The organism is Arthrobacter sp. WCS2018Hpa-7, from assembly GCF_031843805.1.
In the GTDB taxonomy this organism is placed as follows: domain Bacteria; phylum Actinomycetota; class Actinomycetes; order Actinomycetales; family Micrococcaceae; genus Arthrobacter.
This window is the reverse complement of record NZ_JAVTJB010000002.1, coordinates 89239-110813: the sequence shown is the minus strand read 5'-3', so window position 1 is coordinate 110813 and position 21575 is coordinate 89239. Positions and strand designations below refer to the sequence as shown.

Annotated in this window: 17 protein-coding genes; 3 read left to right on the top strand and 14 right to left on the bottom strand. The window is 63.7% G+C overall.

Annotated elements, in window-relative coordinates; all coding sequences use genetic code 11:
• Positions 1 to 58 precede the first annotated feature (58 nt).
• Positions 59 to 2575, bottom strand: a complete 2517-nt coding sequence (locus RQH14_RS03065; protein WP_311211870.1) for a Tex-like N-terminal domain-containing protein — start codon at positions 2573 to 2575, stop codon at positions 59 to 61.
• Positions 2576 to 2663: 88 nt separating this feature from the next.
• Between RQH14_RS03065 and RQH14_RS03060 the strand changes: the two genes are divergently transcribed.
• Positions 2664 to 2960, top strand: a complete 297-nt coding sequence (locus RQH14_RS03060) for a hypothetical protein (RefSeq protein WP_311211869.1) — start codon at positions 2664 to 2666, stop codon at positions 2958 to 2960.
• Between the two features lie 52 nt (positions 2961 to 3012).
• On the opposite strand, the gene RQH14_RS03055 is transcribed toward RQH14_RS03060, so the two are convergent.
• The gene (locus RQH14_RS03055) at positions 3013 to 3447 is read right to left on the bottom strand and encodes a CBS domain-containing protein (protein ID WP_311211868.1); all 435 of its coding nucleotides are present in this window, start codon (positions 3445 to 3447) and stop codon (positions 3013 to 3015) included.
• 350 nt (positions 3448 to 3797) lie between these two features.
• On the opposite strand from RQH14_RS03055, the gene RQH14_RS03050 reads away from it, so the two are divergent.
• Positions 3798 to 6014 carry a hypothetical protein gene (locus RQH14_RS03050; protein ID WP_311211867.1) on the top strand — a complete coding sequence of 739 codons (2217 nt, stop codon included), beginning with the start codon at positions 3798 to 3800 and terminating at the stop codon, positions 6012 to 6014.
• 101 nt (positions 6015 to 6115) lie between these two features.
• On the opposite strand, the gene RQH14_RS03045 is transcribed toward RQH14_RS03050, so the two are convergent.
• The gene (locus tag RQH14_RS03045) at positions 6116 to 6568 is read right to left on the bottom strand and encodes a nucleoside deaminase (RefSeq protein WP_311211866.1); all 453 of its coding nucleotides are present in this window, start codon (positions 6566 to 6568) and stop codon (positions 6116 to 6118) included.
• 111 nt (positions 6569 to 6679) lie between these two features.
• Between RQH14_RS03045 and RQH14_RS03040 the strand changes: the two genes are divergently transcribed.
• Complete coding sequence (locus RQH14_RS03040) at positions 6680 to 10255, top strand: TM0106 family RecB-like putative nuclease (RefSeq protein ID WP_311211865.1); 3576 nt, start codon at positions 6680 to 6682, stop codon at positions 10253 to 10255.
• On the opposite strand, the gene RQH14_RS03035 is transcribed toward RQH14_RS03040, so the two are convergent.
• From RQH14_RS03035 to RQH14_RS02985, 11 genes are all read right to left on the bottom strand, one after another.
• Positions 10209 to 11018, bottom strand: coding sequence for a triose-phosphate isomerase family protein (locus tag RQH14_RS03035; protein ID WP_311212093.1), 810 nt, complete (start codon positions 11016 to 11018; stop codon positions 10209 to 10211). The genes RQH14_RS03040 and RQH14_RS03035 overlap by 47 nt on opposite strands.
• Positions 11019 to 11081: 63 nt before the next feature.
• On the bottom strand, positions 11082 to 12431 hold the full coding sequence (locus RQH14_RS03030; RefSeq protein WP_311211864.1) for an MFS transporter: 1350 nt from the start codon (positions 12429 to 12431) through the stop codon (positions 11082 to 11084).
• 167 nt (positions 12432 to 12598) lie between these two features.
• The gene (locus tag RQH14_RS03025) at positions 12599 to 13363 is read right to left on the bottom strand and encodes an SDR family oxidoreductase (RefSeq protein ID WP_311211863.1); all 765 of its coding nucleotides are present in this window, start codon (positions 13361 to 13363) and stop codon (positions 12599 to 12601) included.
• Positions 13364 to 13384: 21 nt separating this feature from the next.
• Positions 13385 to 14374, bottom strand: a complete 990-nt coding sequence (locus RQH14_RS03020; RefSeq protein ID WP_311211862.1) for a 3-hydroxyacyl-CoA dehydrogenase family protein — start codon at positions 14372 to 14374, stop codon at positions 13385 to 13387.
• 2 nt (positions 14375 to 14376) lie between these two features.
• A complete protein-coding gene (locus RQH14_RS03015; RefSeq protein WP_311211861.1) occupies positions 14377 to 14859 on the bottom strand; it encodes a ribose-5-phosphate isomerase in 483 nt (160 codons plus the stop codon).
• Complete coding sequence (gene dhaL / locus RQH14_RS03010) at positions 14856 to 16616, bottom strand: dihydroxyacetone kinase subunit DhaL (protein WP_311211860.1); 1761 nt, start codon at positions 16614 to 16616, stop codon at positions 14856 to 14858. Before dhaL ends, RQH14_RS03015 begins: the two co-directional genes overlap by 4 nt.
• A gap of 4 nt (positions 16617 to 16620) precedes the next feature.
• Complete coding sequence (locus RQH14_RS03005) at positions 16621 to 17622, bottom strand: sugar phosphate isomerase/epimerase family protein (RefSeq protein ID WP_311211859.1); 1002 nt, start codon at positions 17620 to 17622, stop codon at positions 16621 to 16623.
• A gap of 311 nt (positions 17623 to 17933) precedes the next feature.
• The gene (locus tag RQH14_RS03000; RefSeq protein WP_311211858.1) at positions 17934 to 18632 is read right to left on the bottom strand and encodes a GntR family transcriptional regulator; all 699 of its coding nucleotides are present in this window, start codon (positions 18630 to 18632) and stop codon (positions 17934 to 17936) included.
• A 177-nt stretch (positions 18633 to 18809) separates the two neighbouring features.
• Positions 18810 to 19880, bottom strand: coding sequence for an alkene reductase (locus tag RQH14_RS02995; RefSeq protein WP_311211857.1), 1071 nt, complete (start codon positions 19878 to 19880; stop codon positions 18810 to 18812).
• Positions 19881 to 19989: 109 nt separating this feature from the next.
• The gene (locus tag RQH14_RS02990) at positions 19990 to 20607 is read right to left on the bottom strand and encodes an SIS domain-containing protein (protein WP_311211856.1); all 618 of its coding nucleotides are present in this window, start codon (positions 20605 to 20607) and stop codon (positions 19990 to 19992) included.
• A gap of 26 nt (positions 20608 to 20633) precedes the next feature.
• On the bottom strand, positions 20634 to 21179 hold the full coding sequence (locus tag RQH14_RS02985) for a hypothetical protein (protein ID WP_311211855.1): 546 nt from the start codon (positions 21177 to 21179) through the stop codon (positions 20634 to 20636).
• Positions 21180 to 21575 lie beyond the last annotated feature (396 nt).

Genomic DNA, 21575 nt, shown 5'->3' with positions numbered 1-21575 from the left:
AGGATTCGACGGCGGTTGGCCTACTTCCCGAGTCCGCCGCTACTTTCCGAGTCCGGCGCTACTTCCCGAGTCCAGCCCTTCGCAGAGCTTCAGCCATGGCCGTGTTCGCGGGCTCCGGGGCCTGCTGGGGTTTGCCCGGACGCCCGCCGCCCTGACGACGATCACGCTGGCCCGGCTGGCCCGAACGCTGACCCGGCTGGCCCTGCCGCGGCGCCCCTTGGCCGGGCTGGCCGGAACGCTGACCCGGCTGGCCCTGCCGCGGCGCCCCCTGGCCCGGCTGTCCGCCGCCGCGCTGACCAGGCTGGCCACCTGCACGCTCGACGGTACTCTGCCCGCCCGAAGCACGCCCGCCGGAGCTGCGGCCGCCCGCTGCGCCGGGTTCGTCGTCGAGCCTCAACGTCAAAGAGATGCGCTTCCGCTCGGGGTCGGCTTCAAGGACCTTGACCCGGACCACCTGGCCGGACTTCACTATTTCGCGGGGATCCGAGACGAACTTGTTGGACAGCGCCGAGACGTGGACCAGCCCGTCCTGGTGCACGCCGACGTCCACGAACGCACCAAACGCGGCCACGTTGGTCACTGTGCCCTCAAGGATCATGCCGGGCTTGAGGTCGGAGATCTTCTCGATGCCCTCTGAGAACGACGCCGCCTTGAACGCAGGACGTGGATCGCGGCCCGGCTTCTCCAGTTCGGACATGATGTCCTTGACCGTAGGCAGACCGAAGGTGCCGTCCACGAAAGACTGTGGATCCAGTGCCGTGGCGGGTCCGCCACCGGCTGCAACCAGGATCTTGCGGGCCACGGAGTAAGCCTCCGGGTGCACGCTGGAGGCATCCAGCGGCTCCGCTCCCCCGGTGATGCGGAGGAAGCCGGCGCACTGTTCGAAGGCCTTGGCGCCCAGCCGCGGCACTTTCTTCAGGTCGCTGCGTTTGGCGAACGGGCCATTCTCGTTCCGGTAAGCCACGATGTTCTCGCTCAGCAAGGGACCGACGCCGGCCACACGGCTCAACAGCGCTGGTGATGCGGTGTTCACGTCCACGCCCACGGCGTTCACGCAGTCTTCCACCACGGCATCCAAGGAACGGTCCAGCTTCGCGGCGGTGATGTCGTGCTGGTACTGCCCCACGCCGATGGACTTCGGCTCGATCTTGACCAGTTCCGCCAAGGGATCCTGAAGGCGGCGGGCAATGGACACAGCTCCACGCAGCGAAACGTCCATGCCCGGAAGTTCGGAAGCAGCCAGAGCAGAGGCAGAATACACGGAAGCTCCGGCTTCGGAGACCACCAGCTTCTGAAGACCTTTGGAACCTGCGGCTTCGAGCGATTTGATCAGCTCGGTAGCCAGCTTGTCCGTCTCGCGGGAGGCGGTGCCGTTGCCGATCGCGACAAGTTCCACGTTGTACTGCTTGGCGAGCCTGCCGAGGGTGGCCAGGGCTTCGTCCCACTTCTTCGCAGGGGCATGCGGGTAGATCGTATCCGTGGTGACCACTTTGCCCGTGCCGTCCACCACGGCCACCTTCACGCCGGTGCGGAGCCCCGGGTCCAAGCCAAGGGTGGACCTGTTTCCAGCCGGAGCAGCCAGCAGGACGTCGCGCAGATTGGCGGCAAAGACGCGCACGGCTTCATCCTCGGCATCCGCGAACATCCGTCCGCGAAGATCGGTGGTCAGTCGGTCCAGGATGCGGCCCCGCCAGGCGAGTTGGGCAGTCTGCGTCAGCCAGGTATCGGCGGGCCGCCCCTGGTTGGCGACTCCGAGGCACTTGGCCACAGCGTTCTCGTACTTGCCGCGGGCGGCGGCCAGGGCGTCGTCGTCGGCGGGGTCCGCCTCGGCGAGATCCAACTCCAGGACGCCGTCCTTTTCACCACGCAACAGCGCGAGCACGCGGTGCGACGGCATGCCGGAGGGCACCTGCGTGAACTCGAAGTAATCCTTGAACTTCTGGCCCTCGGCCTCCATGCCCTTCTTGACGCGGGACACCATGCGTCCCTGCTTCCAGAGGCGTTCACGCAGGTCTTCGGCGAGATCGGCGTCCTGACCCACACGCTCCACCAGGATGGCGCGGGCTCCTGCGAGCGCTGCGGTGGCGTCGTCGATGGAGTGCTCGGCGCTCAGGTACTTGGCGGCCTCGGTAGTGGGGTCGAGCTGGGGATTGGCGAGCAGGACGTCGGCCAGCGGCTCAAGCCCGGCTTCGCGGGCGATCTGGGCCTTGGTGCGGCGCTTGGATTTGAACGGCAGGTAGATGTCCTCAAGGCGCGCCTTGGTATCGGCGCCGACGACGGCGGCTTCCAGTTCCGGGGTCAGCTTGCCTTGCGCGGCAATCGCTTCGAGGACGGACTTACGACGTTCTTCCAGCTCACGCAGGTATCTGAGCCGTTCTTCGAGGTCGCGGAGCTGGGTGTCATCGAGCGTCCCGGTGACTTCCTTGCGGTAGCGGGCGATGAACGGGACGGTGGATCCGGCGTCGAGCAGTTCCACCGCGGCCTTGACTTGCCAGGCCTTGACGCCGAGTTCAGCGGCGATCTGGGCGTGGATGGCGGAATCAGCTGACTGGTGTTGGAGATTTGAAGTCACCATGACAGTTTGCCTCACGTGGCCGACAGTTTCCGAAGGCGGGTAGCGGGAAGGCCTATCCCGGGGACGCCGTTAGTGCTGTAGTTGGACCATGCAGGAACTGCTCATCATCCTTCAGGACGGGTTTGATTCCGATGACGTGACCGTCACCGTCAACGGCAAGGAAGCCGTGTCCGAGCGCGGCATCTCCACCAAGATGCTGCTGGGGATGGCCGACGAAGTCACGGTGGAACTTCCCGCCAAGGGTGCCACGGTGGGGGTGGAAGTCAGTAGCCGACAACTCAGCGCAACCAAGAAGCTCGTGGGGAAACCCAAGAGCCTGATCGTCTCCATCGAAGAGGGCGAACTGGTGTTGCGTGAAGGAACGGGCCGCGAGGCCTTCCTCTAAGGGAGGGCCTCGCGGCGGCTGGCATGGATGCTGCGGAACCGCTGGGCCGGACTCAGTGGGCCATGTGCTCCTTGGCGGAGATGTGCTCCACCATTTCGCCGAGGCGCTGTTCGGCATAGTGGTTGCGGGCAATATCGCCCTGGCTGATGATGCCCACCAACTTGTGGTCGCTGATGACGGGCAGGCGGCGCACTTGGCGGTCCTCCATCATGGTGACGGCCTCGTCCACGTTGGCATCGGCGTCCACCCAGTACGGCTTGCCGGTGGCGAGCTCGCGGGCAAGGACTTCGCGGGCATCCTTACCTTCGGCCAAACACTTGACCACAATGTCGCGGTCGGTGATGAAGCCGGTGAGCTTGCCGTCGCTGCCGCAGATGGGAAGTGAACCGCAGTCCAGATCCCTCATCAGCATGGCGGCTTCCTGGAGAGTTTTATCCTCGGCGATGCACTGCGCATCCGTGGTCATGAATTCACGTACGGCACTCATGGGTCCTCCTTCATCGATTGGGGTGATCGACGCGGGGCCTTCGGCACGAGTCCTTCGGCTCCGGGCGCCGATGATGCCAGCCTACGCCCGGCGGGTACCGCTGACCAGATCATCGGGACCCTCTGCAGTCCAAAAAATGGCCTGGTTTCTCTGGATATAGTCCATTCGCTGGAGTATCCTCAGTGTGGGTTACACACGGCTTCTGGGCATTGGCCATTTCAACTCAACTGAGCCTCATCTGAGTCTCATCACGCGCACCCCGCCCCGCCCTGGACCGTCATGCCGCCTCTGCGCCAAGAGCGCGTGGGCGATCGCATATTTGACTGCTTCAGAGCGAGAAAGATCCCCTCATGGACACCCCCAACGTCCCCAGCACCTACTACACCCCTGCCCCCTCCAATAACCCTGTCCAGTCCCTTCCCTCAACGGAATTCTGGAGGTGCCGGCGACCCGCAGCGGTCAGCGGACGCTATGAAGGCTTCCAAGGCAATCCCGGCCCCATAGGAAGCGCCCTGGACCTCCGTTTGGATATCGACGCCCGCGGCAACGCCGAGTCGCCGGTCATGAACAAGGTCAGCGGCGATTTCTACAGCACCCGCTTCGTCAAGGTCGCCGGTGTCAACCAGTTGGTGAAGACGTATGTGGAGTCCTGGATCGTGGACATCCCTGCCATCACCTTCACCGACACCGACGTGCATGTCCTGGGGACCGTCCGCTTTTGGAAAGGAACCCACCCTGCCACCACCGTGGACATTGTGGTCTCGTGGTCCCATGGTGCTGTTACCGGGGCTGTTGCCACGTTCACGTCCGGCGGGATCCTCGGCCAGCCCTATGCGTGCTCTTACCGTTCGGAGGCCTTCCGTGACATGAACCTGGAGTTGGACTACTGCTCCTCGGTGGACATCGAGCCCAAGGTCCCCATCTACAACAGCCATGCCCACACCAACCGTCCCGCTGACCTGCCCAACCGGACCATCACCATCGAGTCCTCCTATACGGACGCCGGAATCGCGGTCACCATCGATCCGGTCCACACAGTCATCGACGACAGCGCGGCAGGCTTCGCTTCCTGGAACGTCGGAGAACTCCATGACGCCATGGAAACCTCGTTCGGCAAGTACAACTCGGGATGGCCGGCATGGAACATGTGGGGCATCCAGGCCGGTATCTTCGATACCGCCGGCGTGGGTGGCATTATGTTCGACGCCGCTGCGGGCTTTGGCGGGGCAGGCCGCGGACCGGACCGCCAAGGTTTTGCGGTCTTCCGGAACCACTCCTGGTTCACCAACCTCGTCTCCAACCCGGTCACCCAGGATCAGGCGTGGGCCATGCGGCACTTCCTCTACACCTGGGTCCACGAGGCCGGGCACGCGTTCAACTTCCTGCATGCCTGGGACAAGGCCCGCCCGGACTCGCTGTCCTGGATGAACTACGACTGGAAATACGATCAGCGCAACGGCACTGACTCCTTCTGGGGCAACTTCCGCTTCCGCTTCGACGAGGATGAGCTCCTCCACATGCGCCACGGAGACCGCGCCTCCGTGATCATGGGCGGCGATCCTTGGGCCTCCGGTGGGCACTTGGAATCCCCGGCGGGCGCCATGACAGTTTCCGGTCCGGGCAGCGACGTGGAACTGACGCTCTCTGCAAAGGACCACTTCGACTACATGGAACCTGTGTCCATCGAGTTCCGGCTGCGGAATACCACTGACGTGCCGGTCATGGTGGATGGCCGGCTGGATCCCCGCTACGGCAACACCACCGTGTACATCCAGAAGCCCAACGGAACGGTGGTGCTGCACGAATCGGTGGTCTGCTTCTACGGCCTCCCGGAAATGGTCACGCTGGCACCGGCGCCGGTGGGCGACGACGACGGCAGTGATCGCTTCAGCCAACTCGTCCAGCTTGCTTACGGGGTGGAGGGCTTCGCTTTCGACGAACCCGGGCAGTATCTGGTTCGCGCCGTCTATTCCACGGACGGCATCGTGCAGGCGTCCAACACGTTGCCGCTGCGCGTTGGTTTCCCCGTCACCAGGGAAGAGGACCGTTTCGCTCCTGAGTTCTTCACCCGGGAAGTGGGCCTGACCTTGGCGTTTGAAGGGTCAATGTCGCCCCATTTGGAGAGAGGGTTGAATGCCTTGACCGAGGCCGCAGAACGCTTTGGCGGTGAGCCCTTGGGCGTCAAGGCGGCCACCGCCGTCGCGCAGTCTGTGGGTGATGATTTCTATCGCCGCAAGGACGAAAAGATGGTCAAGCACCATAGCGCTGATCCCCAGCGGGCGCTGGCCCTGACCGATGCCGGCCTTGCCAGCTATCAACAGTCTGCCGGCGCGGCCAGCAACCTTGCCTACCGCGGCCTGGTGGAATTGCGCACGGAACTCCATGCGAAGGCGGACAACAGCGCCGCCGCAAAGTCCGAGGTGGAAACCCTTGCAAAGGACCTGGGCACCCGGGGCGCCAACTCCGCAGTGCTGGCCCAGGTCAAGGAACTGATTCCCTCAACTCCGGCGGCCCGTTCCCGCCGGGCGGCTCCGAGGAAGCCTGCCAAAAAGTCGTCGGATGGCTAGCTGGCATATGGATCCTCTGTAGCCGGCGACGGCGGCACTTGCCTCTTGCTCACAGGCGAGTACCGCCGTCGCTCTCTTCTTTCGCGGGTTTGGGCCAGCGGCTATTCCGCGATGTCCTCTGCCCACAGCTCAGGGTGCTCTTCCTGGAACGTGCGCATCATGTCCACGCAACGGGGATCGTCCAGGACCACCACCTCAACGCCACGTGAGCGCAGGAGGTCGAATTCGCCGGGGAAGGTCTCGGCTTCGCCCACCACAACCCGCGGGATCTTGAATTGGATGATGGTTCCCGTGCACATCGCGCAAGGCGCCAGGGTGGTGTAAAGCGTGGTGTCGCGATAGGTCTTTTGGCGTCCGGCCGCCCGGAGCGCGGACATCTCGCCGTGTGCAATCGGGTCGCCGTGCTGGACACGTTCGTTGTGGCCGCTGGCGACCACCACGCCGTTGCGGGCCAAGGCGGCCCCGATGGGAATGCCACCCTCGCTGAGGCTCTTTTGTGCTGCCTGGTAGGCGGCTTCGAAGGCTGGGTCCACGCTGGGGGCTGTATCGGTCATGGGTGCAGTCTAGAGTGGCCGGACGCTATCTTGCCGGAAGTTATTTTGTCGGTGCCCGCTGATAGCTTGGCTACAAGGATTTCAACCGGCGTGGAAGGAAGGTGGGTCGCTGTGTTTTTTCTCGATCCGGAGATGGCGGGCGCCCCGCGGGACCTGGTCTTCTCTGCCAGCGACCTCGTCATTGCAGCAACCTGCGAGTACCAGCTGCTCCGCAAACTCGACGAAAAACTTGGCCGTTCGCCCAAGCCGGACTTCGCGGCAGACGCCATGTTGGAACGTACCGCTGCCCTAGGCGATGTCCACGAGCATCGGGTGCTGGATGAGTTCGTTGACAGGTTCGGGCACTGGGATGCGGCCACCGGCAGGGGCGTTTACGACGTCGTCCCCGCCACGGCGATGGACCGCGCAACCCTTTCGGCCAAGCACGCGGAATCCATCGAGGCCCTGCGTTCCGGAGCGGATGTGGTGTTTCAGGCCGCGTTCTTCGACGGCCAATTCCACGGGCGTTCCGACTTCCTGGTGAAGCAGCCCGGGGGGCTATATGCGGTGTTCGATACCAAGCTGGCCCGCCATGCCAAGGTCACAGCCCTCCTGCAGCTCGCGGCGTATGGAGACCAACTGCTCAAAGCCGGAATCACGCCGGACCCCACCGTCACCCTGGTGCTGGGCAACCGGGTCCACAGCGACCACCCCCTCTCCCAGATCCTCCCTGTCTTCAAGGAACGGCGTGAACGCTTCCTTGGCATGACATCTGCGCATGCCTCGGAGCCCGGCCCGGTGGAATGGGGTGATTCCCGGTACTCAGCCTGCGGCCGCTGCAACTATTGCGCCGAACAGGTCCAGCTGCACCGCGATCTCCTCATGGTCGCGGGCATGCGCATCAGCCGCCGCAAGAAACTCATCGAGTCCGGGGTCACCACCATCGACCACCTCGCCGCCCTGCCAGCGGTCGGCGACTCAACGCTGCTCAGGCTCCGCGAGCAGGCCCAACTGCAAACGGGTACCGGCAACCCTGACGGCACCGTCAGGTACACGGACAAGTCCGGAGAAACCAAGGCCATCAGCTACAACGTCCTCCCGGACAACACCCTCGGCAGGCTTCCCGCACCGGACCCGGGCGATATCTTCTTCGATTTCGAGGGCGATCCCCTTTGGCAGGACCCCGCCACAGGCAAGTGGGGACTGGAGTACCTCTTCGGCGTCATCGAGAACCCCATGGATCCAGGGACGGATCCTGTGTTCCGGCCTTTCTGGGCTCATTCACGCGCTGAGGAAGGGCAAGCGTTTGTGGACTTCCTGGACTACGTGGCCCAGCGCCGGGCCATCTATCCCGGGATGCACATTTATCACTACGCTTCCTACGAAAAGACGGCGCTGCGGAACCTGTCCCTGACGCATGTGGTGGGCGAAACCGCCGTCGACGACCTCCTGCGCCAAGGTGTCCTGGTGGACCTCTTTGACACCGTCCGGCACAGCCTCCGTGTCTCCGAGAACTCCTACAGCATCAAGAAACTTGAACCGCTGTACATGGGCCGGCATCTGCGCTCCGGGGACGTCACCGACGCCGGAGCCTCAGTGGTGGCCTACGCGGACTACTGCACGGCACGCGACAACGGTGATCGCGGGCAGGCTGCGGCCATTCTCGAAGGGATCCGGGACTACAACGAGTACGACTGCTTGTCCACGCTGGAGCTGCGCAACTGGCTGCTTGCCCGGGCCGCTGAGAGATCCATCGTTCCCGGCGGCCCTGTGGAGGAGCACCCACAGTCAGACACCGAGCCGGAGAAGTACGAGGCCCCGCCCGAAGAGAAGGCGCTGTTCGACTATGTGGCGGGTCTGCCGTTGGAAGAACAGACAACGCCGGATTCCCGGGCCATCAGCATCGTCGCTGCCGGAGTCGGGTACCACCGCCGTGAGGATAAACAGCATTGGTGGGAGCACTTCGACCGCTTGGAAAAGCCGACTTCACAATGGGACGAGTCCCGCGACCAATTCGTAGTGGACCACGCGGAGTTGCTGCAGGACTGGGCGAAACCAACACCTCGCAGCAACCCTGCCCGGATCGTGAAACTGCTTGGCCGCTCCGGTGATGGCGCGGGATTGGATCCGGGCAGGAAGTACTTCAGAATGTACGGGACTCCGTTGCCGGATGCCCTGGGTGCCAAGGAATCCACTGTGCTGGGCCGTGCGGGGTGGGGCGGGACCGAGGTCATCGGAGTCGGCGAAGAGGGGGACTTCGAGTCCGTCACCATCGTCGAGAAGCTTCGCAAAGACTCAACCGAGTTCGTCCAGACCCCCATGGCACTGACCCCGGACAGCCCGATTCAGACGACCGGGCAAAGGGCTGCGTTGGCCGCGTTGGCCACCAAGCTCCGCGCGGCGTTACCCTCCTGGCCCAAGGATCCGGCCTTGGACCTGGTCCGCCGGCAGCCGCCGAGGCTGGGTACCCTCGCCAACCTTCCAGCAGTTTCCTCCGGCCCCGATGGCTACATCGATTCCATCACAGCGGCGGTCAAGGATCTGGACTATTCCTATCTGGCCGTCCAGGGTCCTCCCGGCAGCGGCAAGACCCATGTGGGTGCCCACGTGCTGGCCAGGCTGGTGGCCGACGGGTGGAAGGTCGGCGTCGTGGCGCAATCCCACGCCGTAGTCGAGAACATGCTCTGCGCTGCCGTGGAGAAAGCGGGCATCGATCCCCGCCTGGTGGCCAAGGACGTCAAGCACAACGATCCTGTGCCGTGGACTAACTGTGCCAAAGGCGACGTGGAAGAGCTCTTGTCCAAGCCGGGTGGCGCCCTGATCGGCGGCACAGCCTGGACCATGGTGGGTAAGGAAGTCCCCGCCGGGTCGCTCGATCTCCTGGTCATCGACGAAGCGGGACAGTTCTCGCTCGCCAACACCATGGCTGTCAGCCGGGCCGCCAAACGGCTCCTGCTCCTCGGTGACCCACAGCAACTTCCCCAGGTCACCCAAGGCAAGCACCCCGAACCCGTTGATGAATCAGCCCTGGGTTGGCTGTCGGATGGCTACAACACCTTGCCGTCCCACCTTGGCTACTTCCTGGCGTTGTCATGGCGCATGCACCCGGCACTGTGCAGCGCAGTGTCAGAACTGTCCTACGACAACCGGCTCGAGGCTGCTCCTGCTGCAACCATGCGTGAACTCGAAGGGGCGAGCCCCGGAATTTCCTGTGTACACGTTACGCACACCGCCAACTCCACTGCCTCGCCCGAAGAAGCTGTTGAGGTGGTCCGGCAAGTCCAAGCTCATCTGGGCCTGAAATGGCTGGACCCTTCGGACTCCCCGGAACGCCGTCCCCTCGAGGAAACCGACATCCTGGTGGTCGCGGCCTATAACGCCCAGGTCCAGCTCATCAAGCACGAGCTCCGATCTGCCGGCCTCGGGAAAGTGCGGGTAGGTACCGTGGACAAGTTCCAAGGCCAGGAAGCCCCGGTGGTCATCGTCTCCATGGCCGCATCGGCCGCCGGCGAAGTTCCCCGCGGCATGGAATTCCTGCTGGCCCGCAACCGGATCAACGTGGCGGTGTCGCGCGGTCAGTGGCGTGCCGTCGTCGTGCGTTCGCCTGAACTGACCAACTACCTGCCGACCCATCCGGAAGGCCTGGAAAACCTCGGCGGCTTCATGGCTCTCTGCCAGCGGAGTTTTCGTACACCTCATGCCCTTTAGAGGGCGTCTTAGGGGCATCTGCTGTACAAAAACTTAAGGCTTCGTCCAGGACCCGGCCGAAGTTGCTGGCGTCGTGCGCGAAGCGGCCAAGAAACAGCCCGGAAACCCCATCCAGCTGCGGCAACAAGCCGGGTTTCGCCGACCCGCCATAAATGATGGGCAACCTGGCCAACCCGTGCCGGGCCAGCGACTCCCGCAAGGTACCGACTACCCGCGAAACATATGCCGCTGAGGCAGGTTCAGGAGCGCCGATCGCCCAGACGGGCTCGTAGGCGATCACAAGTTTCGAGGCCAGCGACCAGTCGCCGGACACTGCGGCTTTGATCTGCCCGAACACCGTGTCCGCCGCTGCTTCAGGTTCCAGAAGCTCGGACTCTCCCACACACAGCAGCGGAGTCAGCCCGGCATCGACGGCGGCACTGACCTTGAGCGCGATCATCGCCTCGTCTTCGGCAAAGTAGCGTCGCCGCTCAGCGTGACCGATTTCCACAAAGCCCACTCCGAGCTCAGCGAGCATGGACGGTGACACCTCACCCGTCCATGGCCCCTCAGCCCAGCCGCAGTTCTGGGCCCCTAAGACCAGTGGCGAGCCCTCAAGCAAACTCGCTGCCGCGGGCAACACCGGATGCGACGGGATCACGAACGGGACCACCCGCCCGGCCGCGAGGGCCGGACGGGCGTCTACTTCTGCCACCAATTGCGCCAGCCACGCCAAGCTCTGCGCGTAGCCCATATACATCTTGGTGCTGACGCCGATAAACATAGTGTCCAGCGCGGCGTCCGTGGCAGGGTCCGCAGCAGAAGGGAAAGCAGGCAGGTTCACGCTCTATTTCTCCAGCAGTTCGTCGGCCTTGTTGCTGAAACGCTTGGTGCCGAACATCAGCAGCGCGGCCAGGAATGGCAGGACACCCAAGGCATAGACACCCATGGTTCCGGTGTCCGACGCCGTGACCTCGTTGACCGTGGTCCGCAGGATCGGCGCCACGAACCCACCCAGGTTTCCGAGGGAGTTGATCAGGCCGATACCGGCGGCCGCGGCAGTTCCGGTGAGGAACGCCGTCGGATATGACCAGCAAATGGGGCCGGTGGACAGGAAGCTGCACACCGCAAGGGTGATGAAGATGATGCCCAGGGCCGGCATTTGGTTGGCACCGGCCCACGCGGAACCAAAGATGCAAAGGCCCGTGGAGATGAACAATGCTGTGCCCCAGCGACGGCGACGCGCCACGGTGTTGGCTGCCTTGCCAATGAAGTAGCAGGCGAAGATGCCGAAGAACCACGGAATGGCCGCGAGGAGTCCGACGGCGATGCCCACCTTTTGTCCGGTCAGCTGCGCCACCTGTTGTGGCAGGTAGAACGTCACGCCGTAGACGGCCACTTGCAGGCAGAAGTAGATGACGGTGAAGTACCAGACACGGCCGTTGCGCATGGAAGCGAGAACGCCACGAGGACCGGATTCCTCTTTCACCGTGTCCTCGAGCGCCATGACATCGGACAGGGCCCGTTTCTCTTCCTTGGTCAGGAACTTGGCGTCCTGGGGACTGTTGATGAGGAAGAAGTAGGCGGCAATACCGGCCAGGACGGCGAGCATGCCCTCAACGAAGAACATCACCTGCCAGCCGGCAACGCCCGGAACCTGGTCGCCGATGTTGATGAGCCAGCCGGACAGGGGTGCGCCCATCATCTGGGAGAACGGCTGGGCCAGGTAGAAGATGGCGAACATCTTCACGCGAACCTTGTTGGGGAACCAGGCAGCCAGGAACATGATGACGCCGGGGAACAGGCCGGCTTCGGTCACGCCAAGCAGGAACCGGAGAATGATGAAGGACGTTTCGCCCTGGACGAAGGCGAAGCACGCAGAGACGATGCCCCACGTGATGGCGATGCGGGCCAGCCACACCTTGGCACCGAATTTGGTGAGCAGCAGGTTGCTGGGAATCTCGAACAAGGCGTAGCCGATGAAGAAGATACCGGCACCCAATGCATAAGCACCGGCGGTGATGCCCCGGTCCACTTCCAACGCGGCTTCAGCGAAGCCAACGTTGGTGCGGTCCAGGAAGGCCACCACGTACAGGATGACGAGCATTGGCATGAGCCGCCGGGAGGCCTTGGAGATGGCCGATTTGAGGACCGGCGTATCCAGCAACTCCTTCGTGGAATTGGTGGCAACAGACATTGAAACTCCTCTTTGAGTGACAGGAAAATGACGAGTGCGGCGCGGTCAGCCGCACGCAGCCGCGATCAGCGCGGTAAGAAGATGAGCACCAGACCCACGGCGCAGGCGAGGACGCCCACAGCCAGGTAGATCTTGCGTTCTCGTGTCCAGGTCTTCATGTGAGGCCCCTAGTGCATGTACAGTCCGCCATCCACATTCAGCGTCTGGCCGGAGATGTACCCGGAGTCCTCGCTGATGAGGAAGGCGATGGCGGCGGCGATGTCCCGGGTGGAGCCCACACGGTTCACTACCAGGTCCTTGGTGAGCTCGTCCTTGCGTTCCTGGCTCAGCGTGCCGCCCATGATGTCGGTGTCGATGGGGCCGGGAGAAATGGCGTTGACGGTGATGTCGTACCCGCCGAGTTCACGGGCGGTAGCACGGGTCAGGCCAATGACGCCGGCCTTGGCCACGGAGTACGGGGTTTTCGAGAAGGTGCCGCCACCGCGCTGGGCGGAGACCGAGGAGATGTTCACGATCCGGCCGATCCGGTTCTTGACCATGGACTCGGCCACGCGGCGGGTGGCGTAATGGACGCCGTTGAGGTTGATGTTCAGGACCCGGTCCCACTCAGCGGGTTCCAGTTCCAAGTAGCCAACAGGCGAGCTCACACCGGCAACGTTGGCCAGCGCCACGATCTGCGGCAGTTCGTTTTCCAGCTCGTCAATGGCTGCGCGGACCTCGGCTTCACTGGCGACGTTGGCGCCGACGCCGTGGGCCTGAACGCCGTACTCGGCGGCGATTTCTTTGGCTGCGATCTTGCAAGCTGCGTCATCGAGATCAATAATGCCGATGTTCCAGCCCTGCGCGGCCAGGTAGTTGACGGTGGCCCGGCCGATGCCGCGCTCGGAAACGGCGCCGGTGACGATTGCTGTGCGTTCTGCGGGGAAAGTCATGTGGTCTTCTCCTGAAAGGTCTTAGTTGATGGGGGCCGGGCCGAGCTCTTCAATGAGCTGCTGCATGGCCACGTAGGCCTTGTTGCGATAGGCGATGAGTTCCGGAGTGCGCTCGGCGGGAACGTTGAGGAAGCCTGCACCGGTCTTGGTGCCCAGCTTGCCTGCGTCCACCAGGTCCGAGAGGATCTTCGGCGTCGCGAAGCGTTCCGGGAAGCCGGTCTGCAGCGACTTGTAGCAGAAGTTGTAAACGTCCAAACCGGCCATATCCGCAATGGCGAACGGGCCGAAGAAGGGCAAGCGGAAGCCGAACGTCGTACGCACCAGTGTGTCGACGTCGTCCGCTGTTGCGATTCCCTGCTCCACCAGCTGCGCGGCTTCGTGGAACAGCGCGTACTGCAGACGGTTCAGCACGAAGCCGGTGACGTCCTTGACGACGGCGGTCTGCTTACCGGCCGCGTGGACCAGCTCGCGGGACGCGGCAACCGTTGCGGCATCCGTGCCGGCGTGAGGGATGATCTCTACGCCGGGAATGAACGGGGACGGGTTGGAGAAGTGCACGCCCAGGAACCGCTCCGGGTTGGTGACCGCTTCTGCCAGTGCGCCAATGGAAATCGTGGAGGTGTTGGAACCGATCAGGGCGTCCGGGCGGGCAGCGGCACTGATGCGGGCGAGGGTCTGATGCTTGATCTCCAGTACCTCGGGAACGCACTCCTCAATGAAATCGGCGTCCGCTACGGCTTCTTCGATGTCCTTGGCGGCCCACAGGTTCTGCTTGAGGATCTCCGTGGACCCTGCGGGGAAGAGGCCATCGGCGATGAACTGCTCCGACTCCTCCAGCAGGCGGTCGTAGTTCTTCTGCGCGATCTCGGCGGAGACATCAGCCAGCGCAACACGCGCCCCGCCCAGCGCCAGTACCTGGGCAATGCCGCCACCCATGTAGCCGGAGCCGACGACGGCGATCTTCCGGGCTGCGTTGTTGGCTGTCGCTTCGGTTGCTTCCGGTGTGGTCATGATCAGACTGCCTTCGTGTAGTCGGGCTCGTACGAGCAAATGGCGTCCACCTTGGCGGCGGAGGATGAGGTGTGGTCGAAGCGGTGGCCCAGCCACTCCCCTACGAGCTTTTTGGCCAGTTCCAAGCCAATCACCCGCTGGCCGAGCGTGAGGACCTGTGCGTTGTTGCTCAGCACCGAGCGCTCCACTGAGTAGCTGTCGTGGGCCGTGACCGCGCGGATTCCGGGGACCTTGTTGGCCGCGATGGCCACACCAAGGCCCGTACCGCAGATCAACAGTGCGCGGTCGGCGTCTCCCTCGGCCACTTTGCGGGCGGCATCAACGGCGACGTGCGGGTACGCGGTGGAGTCGTTGAAACCAACGCCGACGTCCGTCACTGTTGCCACGCGGGGATCCGCTTCCAGCAAAGCCAGGAGTGCCTGCTTGTATTCGACTCCGGCTTCGTCATTGCCGACGACGATGCGCCAGCCTTCGGTGTTGCTCATGCTTGGGCTCCGTTCCCGGCCGACCGCTGGCCCGTGGGGGCAGCCGTGGCCAGTTGTGAATCGATGAATTGCGAGATCCTCGAGGTGATCAGCCCGAAGGAGACCGCCCCCGGATCGGGATGGCCGAGGCTCTTTTCCGCGAGAGGGCGTGCCCGGCCCTTGAGCGGGCGCAAATCCGCGGTCTTGGCGGCAGCGGACTCGGCAGCCGCAGCGGCAACTGCCAGCGCCCGGTCAACGGGAGCCCCGCCGTCGAGCTCTGTCAGAAAGGCGTCACGGAAGGGCAGGAGCGCGTCCACCATGGTCTTGTCCCCAAGCTCGGCTTTGCCGAGTTCGGTGATGGCGCGGACGAAAGCTCTCACAGCGGCGCCCGCATCCTCGGATATGTATGTTTCGCGATTCCCGAGCGACAACCCGGCGGCGATGACCGCTGATCCCCACAGGGCTCCCGAGGTTCCGCCAGCACGTTCGCTCCAGGCCTCGCCGGCTGCGGTCAGGATGTTTGCAACAGAGGAACCCGCGGCGGCTTCGCCTGCCGCCGCCGCTGCGTCCACGCCGCGCCGCATACCGATGCCGTGGTCGCCATCGCCGGCGATCGCGTCCAGCTTGCCGAGTTCATCTTCATGCTCGACGACGACGTCCCTCACCTGGGCGAGCACGGCGACGGCCAGCTGCCCGAGGTCAGCTGCAGCAGCGGTGGGCTGTTCGACGTCGGCGGTTCCGGCGTCGTCGGCTGTGATGGCAGCACGGGGTGCACGGGGCGCCATGCTGCCCTTGCGGAACGCCGGAGTGTCCGCGGGTGCGGCCCAGAACTGTTCTAGTTCTTCGTCGAGCCACAGCAGCGTCAGCGACAGTCCGGACATGTCCAGGCTGGTCACCAGCTCGCCGCACTCGGGTTCAACAACGGTGAGTCCCGCGGTCGTGAGCAGCTTTTCCACTTTTCCGAACAGCAGGAAGAGTTCGTCGTACTTCACCGTTCCGAGGCCGTTGACGATTGCCACCACACGGTCCCCCGCATCCTCGGGCTTGTCCTTGAGAAGCTTCGAAACAAGAAGTTCGGCCAGCTCGGATGCTGTGGGCATGGTGTGCTCGGAAATGCCGGGCTCGCCATGGATACCGAGACCCAGCGACATCTGCCCGGCAGGCACGTGGAACAGCGGATCCTTGGCGCCGGGAAGCGTGCAGCCGTCAAAAGCCACGCCCAGGGAACGGGTCCGGTAGTTGGTCTTGATGGCCAAGCGCTCGACGCCGTCAAGGTCCAGTCCCGCTTCGGCGGCAGCGCCGGCGATCTTGAAGACGGTGAGGTCGCCGGCAATGCCCCGACGCTTCTCTAGTTGCTCGATCGGCGCACTGGCGATGTCGTCAGTGACGGTGACCGTCCGCGTTTCGATGCCCTCTGCGTTGAGGCGGAGCTGCGCCTGGCCGAAGTGCAGGACGTCGCCGGCGTAGTTGCCGTAGCTGAGCAGGACTCCACCGCCGGCGTTGGCAGCCTTTGCAACGCGGTACACCTGGCCTGCCGCCGGCGATGCGAACATGTTGCCGCACGCCGAACCAGTGGCAAGTCCGGGCCCGACGAGTCCAGCGAACGCCGGGTAATGTCCCGATCCGCCGCCAACCACCAGTGCCACCTGACCGGCCGGGACTTCGGTGGAGCGGACCACGCCGCCGTCAACGCGGGCAACGTACCCACGGTTGGCAGCTACAAAACCGTCCAACGCGTCATCAGCAAAGCTTGCCGGGTTATCAAAAATCCGGGTCATCTTCCTAGACTCCTGCGAGCTGCGTAGCCGGTACCTGGCGACCTTGGGCCACCTGGCTCTTGCCGAGTTCATAGCCTGCGTTCTTCGGCAGGACGTGGCGGCGGAGGTATTCCTGGTTGCTGGCAGTGACGCTGAGACCATCGCCGCCGTAGTGCTCAGTGCAGAGGATGCCCTGGAATCCGACGGACAGCGCGAATTTGAAGGCCTCGCGGTAGTTGATGAGGCCGCTCTCCATCGGTGCGGGCATGGTGATGTAGCTGTCGCGGGCTACATCCTCGTCCCGGATGTAGTTCTTCATGTGCCAGTAATTGGAGTACGGCAGGGTCTTGGCCACCATCTCGCGCCAGTCCTCGATGGGCCGGTGCAGGCGGATCAGGTTGCCGAGGTCCGGGTTTAGGCCGACGTTGTCCAAGCCGATGTCCTGGACCAGCTGAACGGAGGAGTCAGCAGTTCCGAGGTAGGTGTCCTCGTACATTTCCAGCGAGATCAGCACGCCGGCCTCTGCCGCGTGCTTGCCGAGCTCGCGAAGACGGGAGACGGCGTTGCCCCACACTTCCTTGTCACCCACGGGATCTTTGTAACCCTCCACGGTCCAGAACCACAGCTGTTCCTGCTGCTCCGGCGTGATGGCCTGGTGAAGCCCAAAGGACACCACTTCACAGCCAAGCTCGGCAGCGGCATCGATGGTGCGGTGGCTGTAGGCGAGGTTGTCTGCCCAGTCCGTTGCGTGGATGACGCTGCGGCGGATAGCGGAGATGACGGGAACCCCAATGCCCACCTCGTCAGCGGTCTGCTTGAATTCGGTGAGGCGGTCCTTGCTGAGGTCGCCCGGGCGAACCCAGCTGTCGGTCAGGTCAGCGTTCGCAAAACCTGCGTCCTTCACTTCCTGGAGGACCGAAGCCCACACGGAAGCGTCGGCATCGTTGACCTGCTGCCCCTTGGCGTCAATGCCGGGGAACTGCAGGAGGGCCGCGGTGATGGGCCAATTCTCGGCGGTGTACGCCATGATGATCACTCCTTCGTGGAATCCTGTTTCCTATAGGATTTACGAATCAAGCAATGCTGTCAACCCTTTTTGGGAAACTTCCTAGATCCTATATGTCATACATTTAGCTGTGAAGAGAGTCACTTGGGTGTGCTCAGCTCCTGGGAACGGTGAACGTCCAGTGGGGTGGGCGGGCGCCCTCCGAACTGTCGCTACCCCTACCGCCGAATGCACCCGTAACCACTGGTGCATTCGGCGCAAAAGGGTGGGCCATCAACCACGAACGGGCGCGCACGGCGGAAACGGGTGCGAGCCGGGACGGAACGTTGGGCCTAGTCTTCCGGTGCGTCAGCCATGGCCCGGCCCCGGACCTTTTCGACGTGGTCGATCATCATGTCCGCGGCTTTATCAGGATCACCGCTGGTCATGGCGTCCAGCACGGCCTGGTGCTCTGCGATGGCCTGCTCCGCGTCGGTGATGCCCACTCCCCCGAACAGCCGGAACCGCTGGATCTGGCCGCCCAGGGTGTTGTACGCCGCGAGCAGGAACTGGTTGTTCGCCTGCGCAGCGATGAGTTGGTGAAAACGTTCGTCGGCTTCCAGGTAGCTGCGGTACTCGGCAAAAGTCCCGCCCCGGGGCGCCGTTTTCAGATCCTCCACGGCCTGCTTCAGGGCATCCAACCCCTCCGCCGTCATGCGGGAACACGCCAGTTTTGCATTGACGGGTTCAATGGAGAGTCTGGCTTCCATCAGTTCCGCGAAGTCTTCGCGGGTGAATACGGGGGCTACTCTGTAGCCCTTCAGCGCCACCCGCCGGACCATGCCGGTGTGCTCCAACCGGGCAAGGGCCTCCCGCACGGGAGTCGGAGAAACGTCCAGTTCACGAGCCATCCCGTCGATGCTCACTGCCGCCCCTGGTTCCAAACGGCCGTCCATGAGCCACTCAAGGAGGGCTTCGTAGACGTGGTCGGCCAACACTTGGCGGCTGACGGGGAAGCCAGCGCGGGCAACGGCCGGGGAAGGATCAGGCATGCCACAAATCCTATAGGAAAGCTCGCGGCTGGCTCGGTAAGCGCAGCTGTCACATTCCTCCCCCCACTGCCCCAGCCGCTTGGGGACCACACGTTAAACCACGACGTCGGCACCCGGGCGTGGGTGCCGACGTCGTGGTCTTGCTGAGGTGCTTTGCGCGGTCAGCGCACGGGAATTCTAGTTCGCGTAGAACGGGTAGTCCGTGTAGCCCTCGGCGCCTTCGGCGTAGAAGGTGGAAGCATCCGGCTCGTTCAGCGGCAGGCTTTCGCGCCAACGACGGGCGAGGTCCGGGTTGGCAATGGCGGGGCGTCCGACAACCACGGCGTCGGCGAGGCCACCTTCGATGATCGCGAAGGCTTCGTCGCGGGTAGTGATTTCGCTGAAGCCGGTGTTCACCAGGAACGTTCCGTTGAAGCGCTCCCGGAGGTCCTGGACCAAAGCACTCTTGGGGTCGTGGTGAAGGATGCTCAGGTAGGCCAGGTTAAGGGGGGCGATGGTGTCCACCAAAACCTCGTAGGTTGCCCGTACGTCTGCCGCATCGGTTTCTGCGATGCCCTGCACGTTGTGCTCGGGGGAAATGCGGATGCCCACACGGTTGGCGCCCAGAGCCTCCACCACGGCATTGACAGTCTCGATCACGAAACGCGCCCGGTTCTCCGGGGAGCCGCCGTAACTGTCCGTGCGGACGTTGGAGTTGGGGGCCAGGAATTCGTGCAGCAGGTAGCCGTTGGCGGAGTGGAGTTCAACGCCGTCGAAGCCTGCCTCGATGGCGTTCTTCGAGGCGGTGACGATCTCCTGAATGACACCCGGAAGTTCGTCGGTGCGGAGTTCGCGCGGCACCGGGTACGGCTGCTTGCCGTTGGGGGTTCGGACATCACCTTCGATGGCAACAGCGCTGGGGCCCACGATCTCGTGGCCACCAGTGATGTCTGCGTGGGAAACGCGGCCTCCATGCATGACCTGCGCGAAGATCCGGCCACCTTCAGCGTGAACGGCGTCGGTGACTGTCTTCCAGCCGGCGATCTGCTCCTCGGTGACGAGGCCTGGCTGTCCCGGGTAGGACTGACCGGCCGGAACCGGGTAGGTTCCTTCGCTGACGATCAAGCCCAGGGAAGCCCGCTGGCGGTAGTGCTCGGCGATCAACGGACCCGGCACGCCATTCTGGCCCGCACGGAGGCGCGTCAGGGGCGCCATCACCAGTCGGTTGGAAAGTTCGAGCTCGCCGAGGGCCAGTGGGGAAAACAGCATGCGCAGTTCCTTTCAGAATGAATCAGGTTCATTCTGAGCAACTGCATGGCGTCTGCAACTATTCCGAAGGAGGCGCAGATCACACGTCGCGCGATTGGAAGGTGGTGCGCTACCCCTTCTCGACCTGCCTCAGCGCGTCATCGAAACACTCGCAGAGAGCCAACACGGCCACAAGATGTGCTTCTTCAGCGTGGGCTGGGTCCGTGTTGACGCAAATGGCTTCGTTGACCGACTGGGCGAGGTCTCTGGAGTCCCTTCCCGTCAGTGCCCACACCCGCGCGCCCTTGGATTTTGCTGCGGCGGCTGCATCACGGAGATCGTCGGTGATGCCTTTCGCTGCGAGCAGGACCACGATGTCGCCGCTGCGTACCTGCTGCGAGATTTGGGCGCTGATGCTGCCGGCACCCTCCGCGCCTGCGTTCCTTGAGATCGAGATGGCCTTGAAAGTGGCGCCGTCCCCGGGGTCGTGGGCGGCCAGCTCGGAGGCGAATCTCTGTGCCTCATGCGCTGATCCATCGCTGCCGGCTGCGAACACACTACCCCCGCGACGGCGGACGCGTGCCAATTCCTCGCCCCATTCGGCAAGCCTGGAGGACTCCCGGCGAAGGGCCGCCACGGCCGGCCCAATCTCGCCCAAATGCCCAAGAACGACGTCTACTGCGTGTCGGCTCGCTTTCGACTCAGCCGAGCGCACCGCCTGACCTGTTCGTCTCTCAACGATGCTCACTTCCTGCCTCCGTTTCTCCGTTGAAACTATGAATTCCTGTCACCATCACGAGGTGAACCCTCACGAGGTGAGCCGTCACGTCCGCTACGGTCGCGCGTCAGGCGCTCACCGTCGTCGTGCGCGGAACGGTCCCGGTCAGTCGCGCGGTCCGCGACGGTGGAGCGTTCATCGGCGCGATCCCGCGTGGCAGGGTTGTTGTCGTCGGCCGTGCGGTTGTGGTCGTTCGTGCGGTCCCGCTCATCCCGGACGTTGGGGTCCAGCTTGTCGGCACGGCGCAGGTTTTCGTCGATCCGCTCTTTGGCTTCGTTGGCCTTCGCGGCATGCTGTTCCGCATCTTTACGGAGCCGGTTTGCCTCTACTTCCGCCTGGAGCGCGGCGGCCTCGGCTTGCGCGGACTCGGCCTTTGCTTGATGCGCGCCGATGGCCTCTTCGGCTGCTTTCTCCCGCAGTTCCTCGGCCCGGTGGCGGTTGACTTCTGCCTTTTTACGGCGGCCGATGACTACCGCCACGATGACAACGGCGATCACTACAACGGCCAGCACGATAATCAGTACCAGTTGTCCTGTATCCATTTGGATTACCTCCCTGATGAGCGGGCTTCAGGGGCGCCGCTCGTGGCCCACGCTGTGCTTTCTCCTCGAGGTGTACCCAGATTGGAGGACCTCGAAACGATTGGCTCTCAGGCCGGCAGCTCCATCCGGAAGCCGCAGCGGCCGTTCCGGTTGAGGACTGCTGCGGCGTCGTGGAACGAAGGATGGTGGGCGCGAGAGCGGTTTGCGTCGCTTGGAACCAGAGGCTTTTCATGGTCGGCACTGCGGACACTCCTCGGTCATCTCTGCCCGAAACTCTCTCCCTTGGCCACCATGTTAACACCAATGGTCAGATTCCTTACGGATTTGCTGGCTGAACCTTGTGCACCCGTTCCATCTCTGCTTCGCTGGAAGGGTCTCCAGCAGGGCGGGACCCAC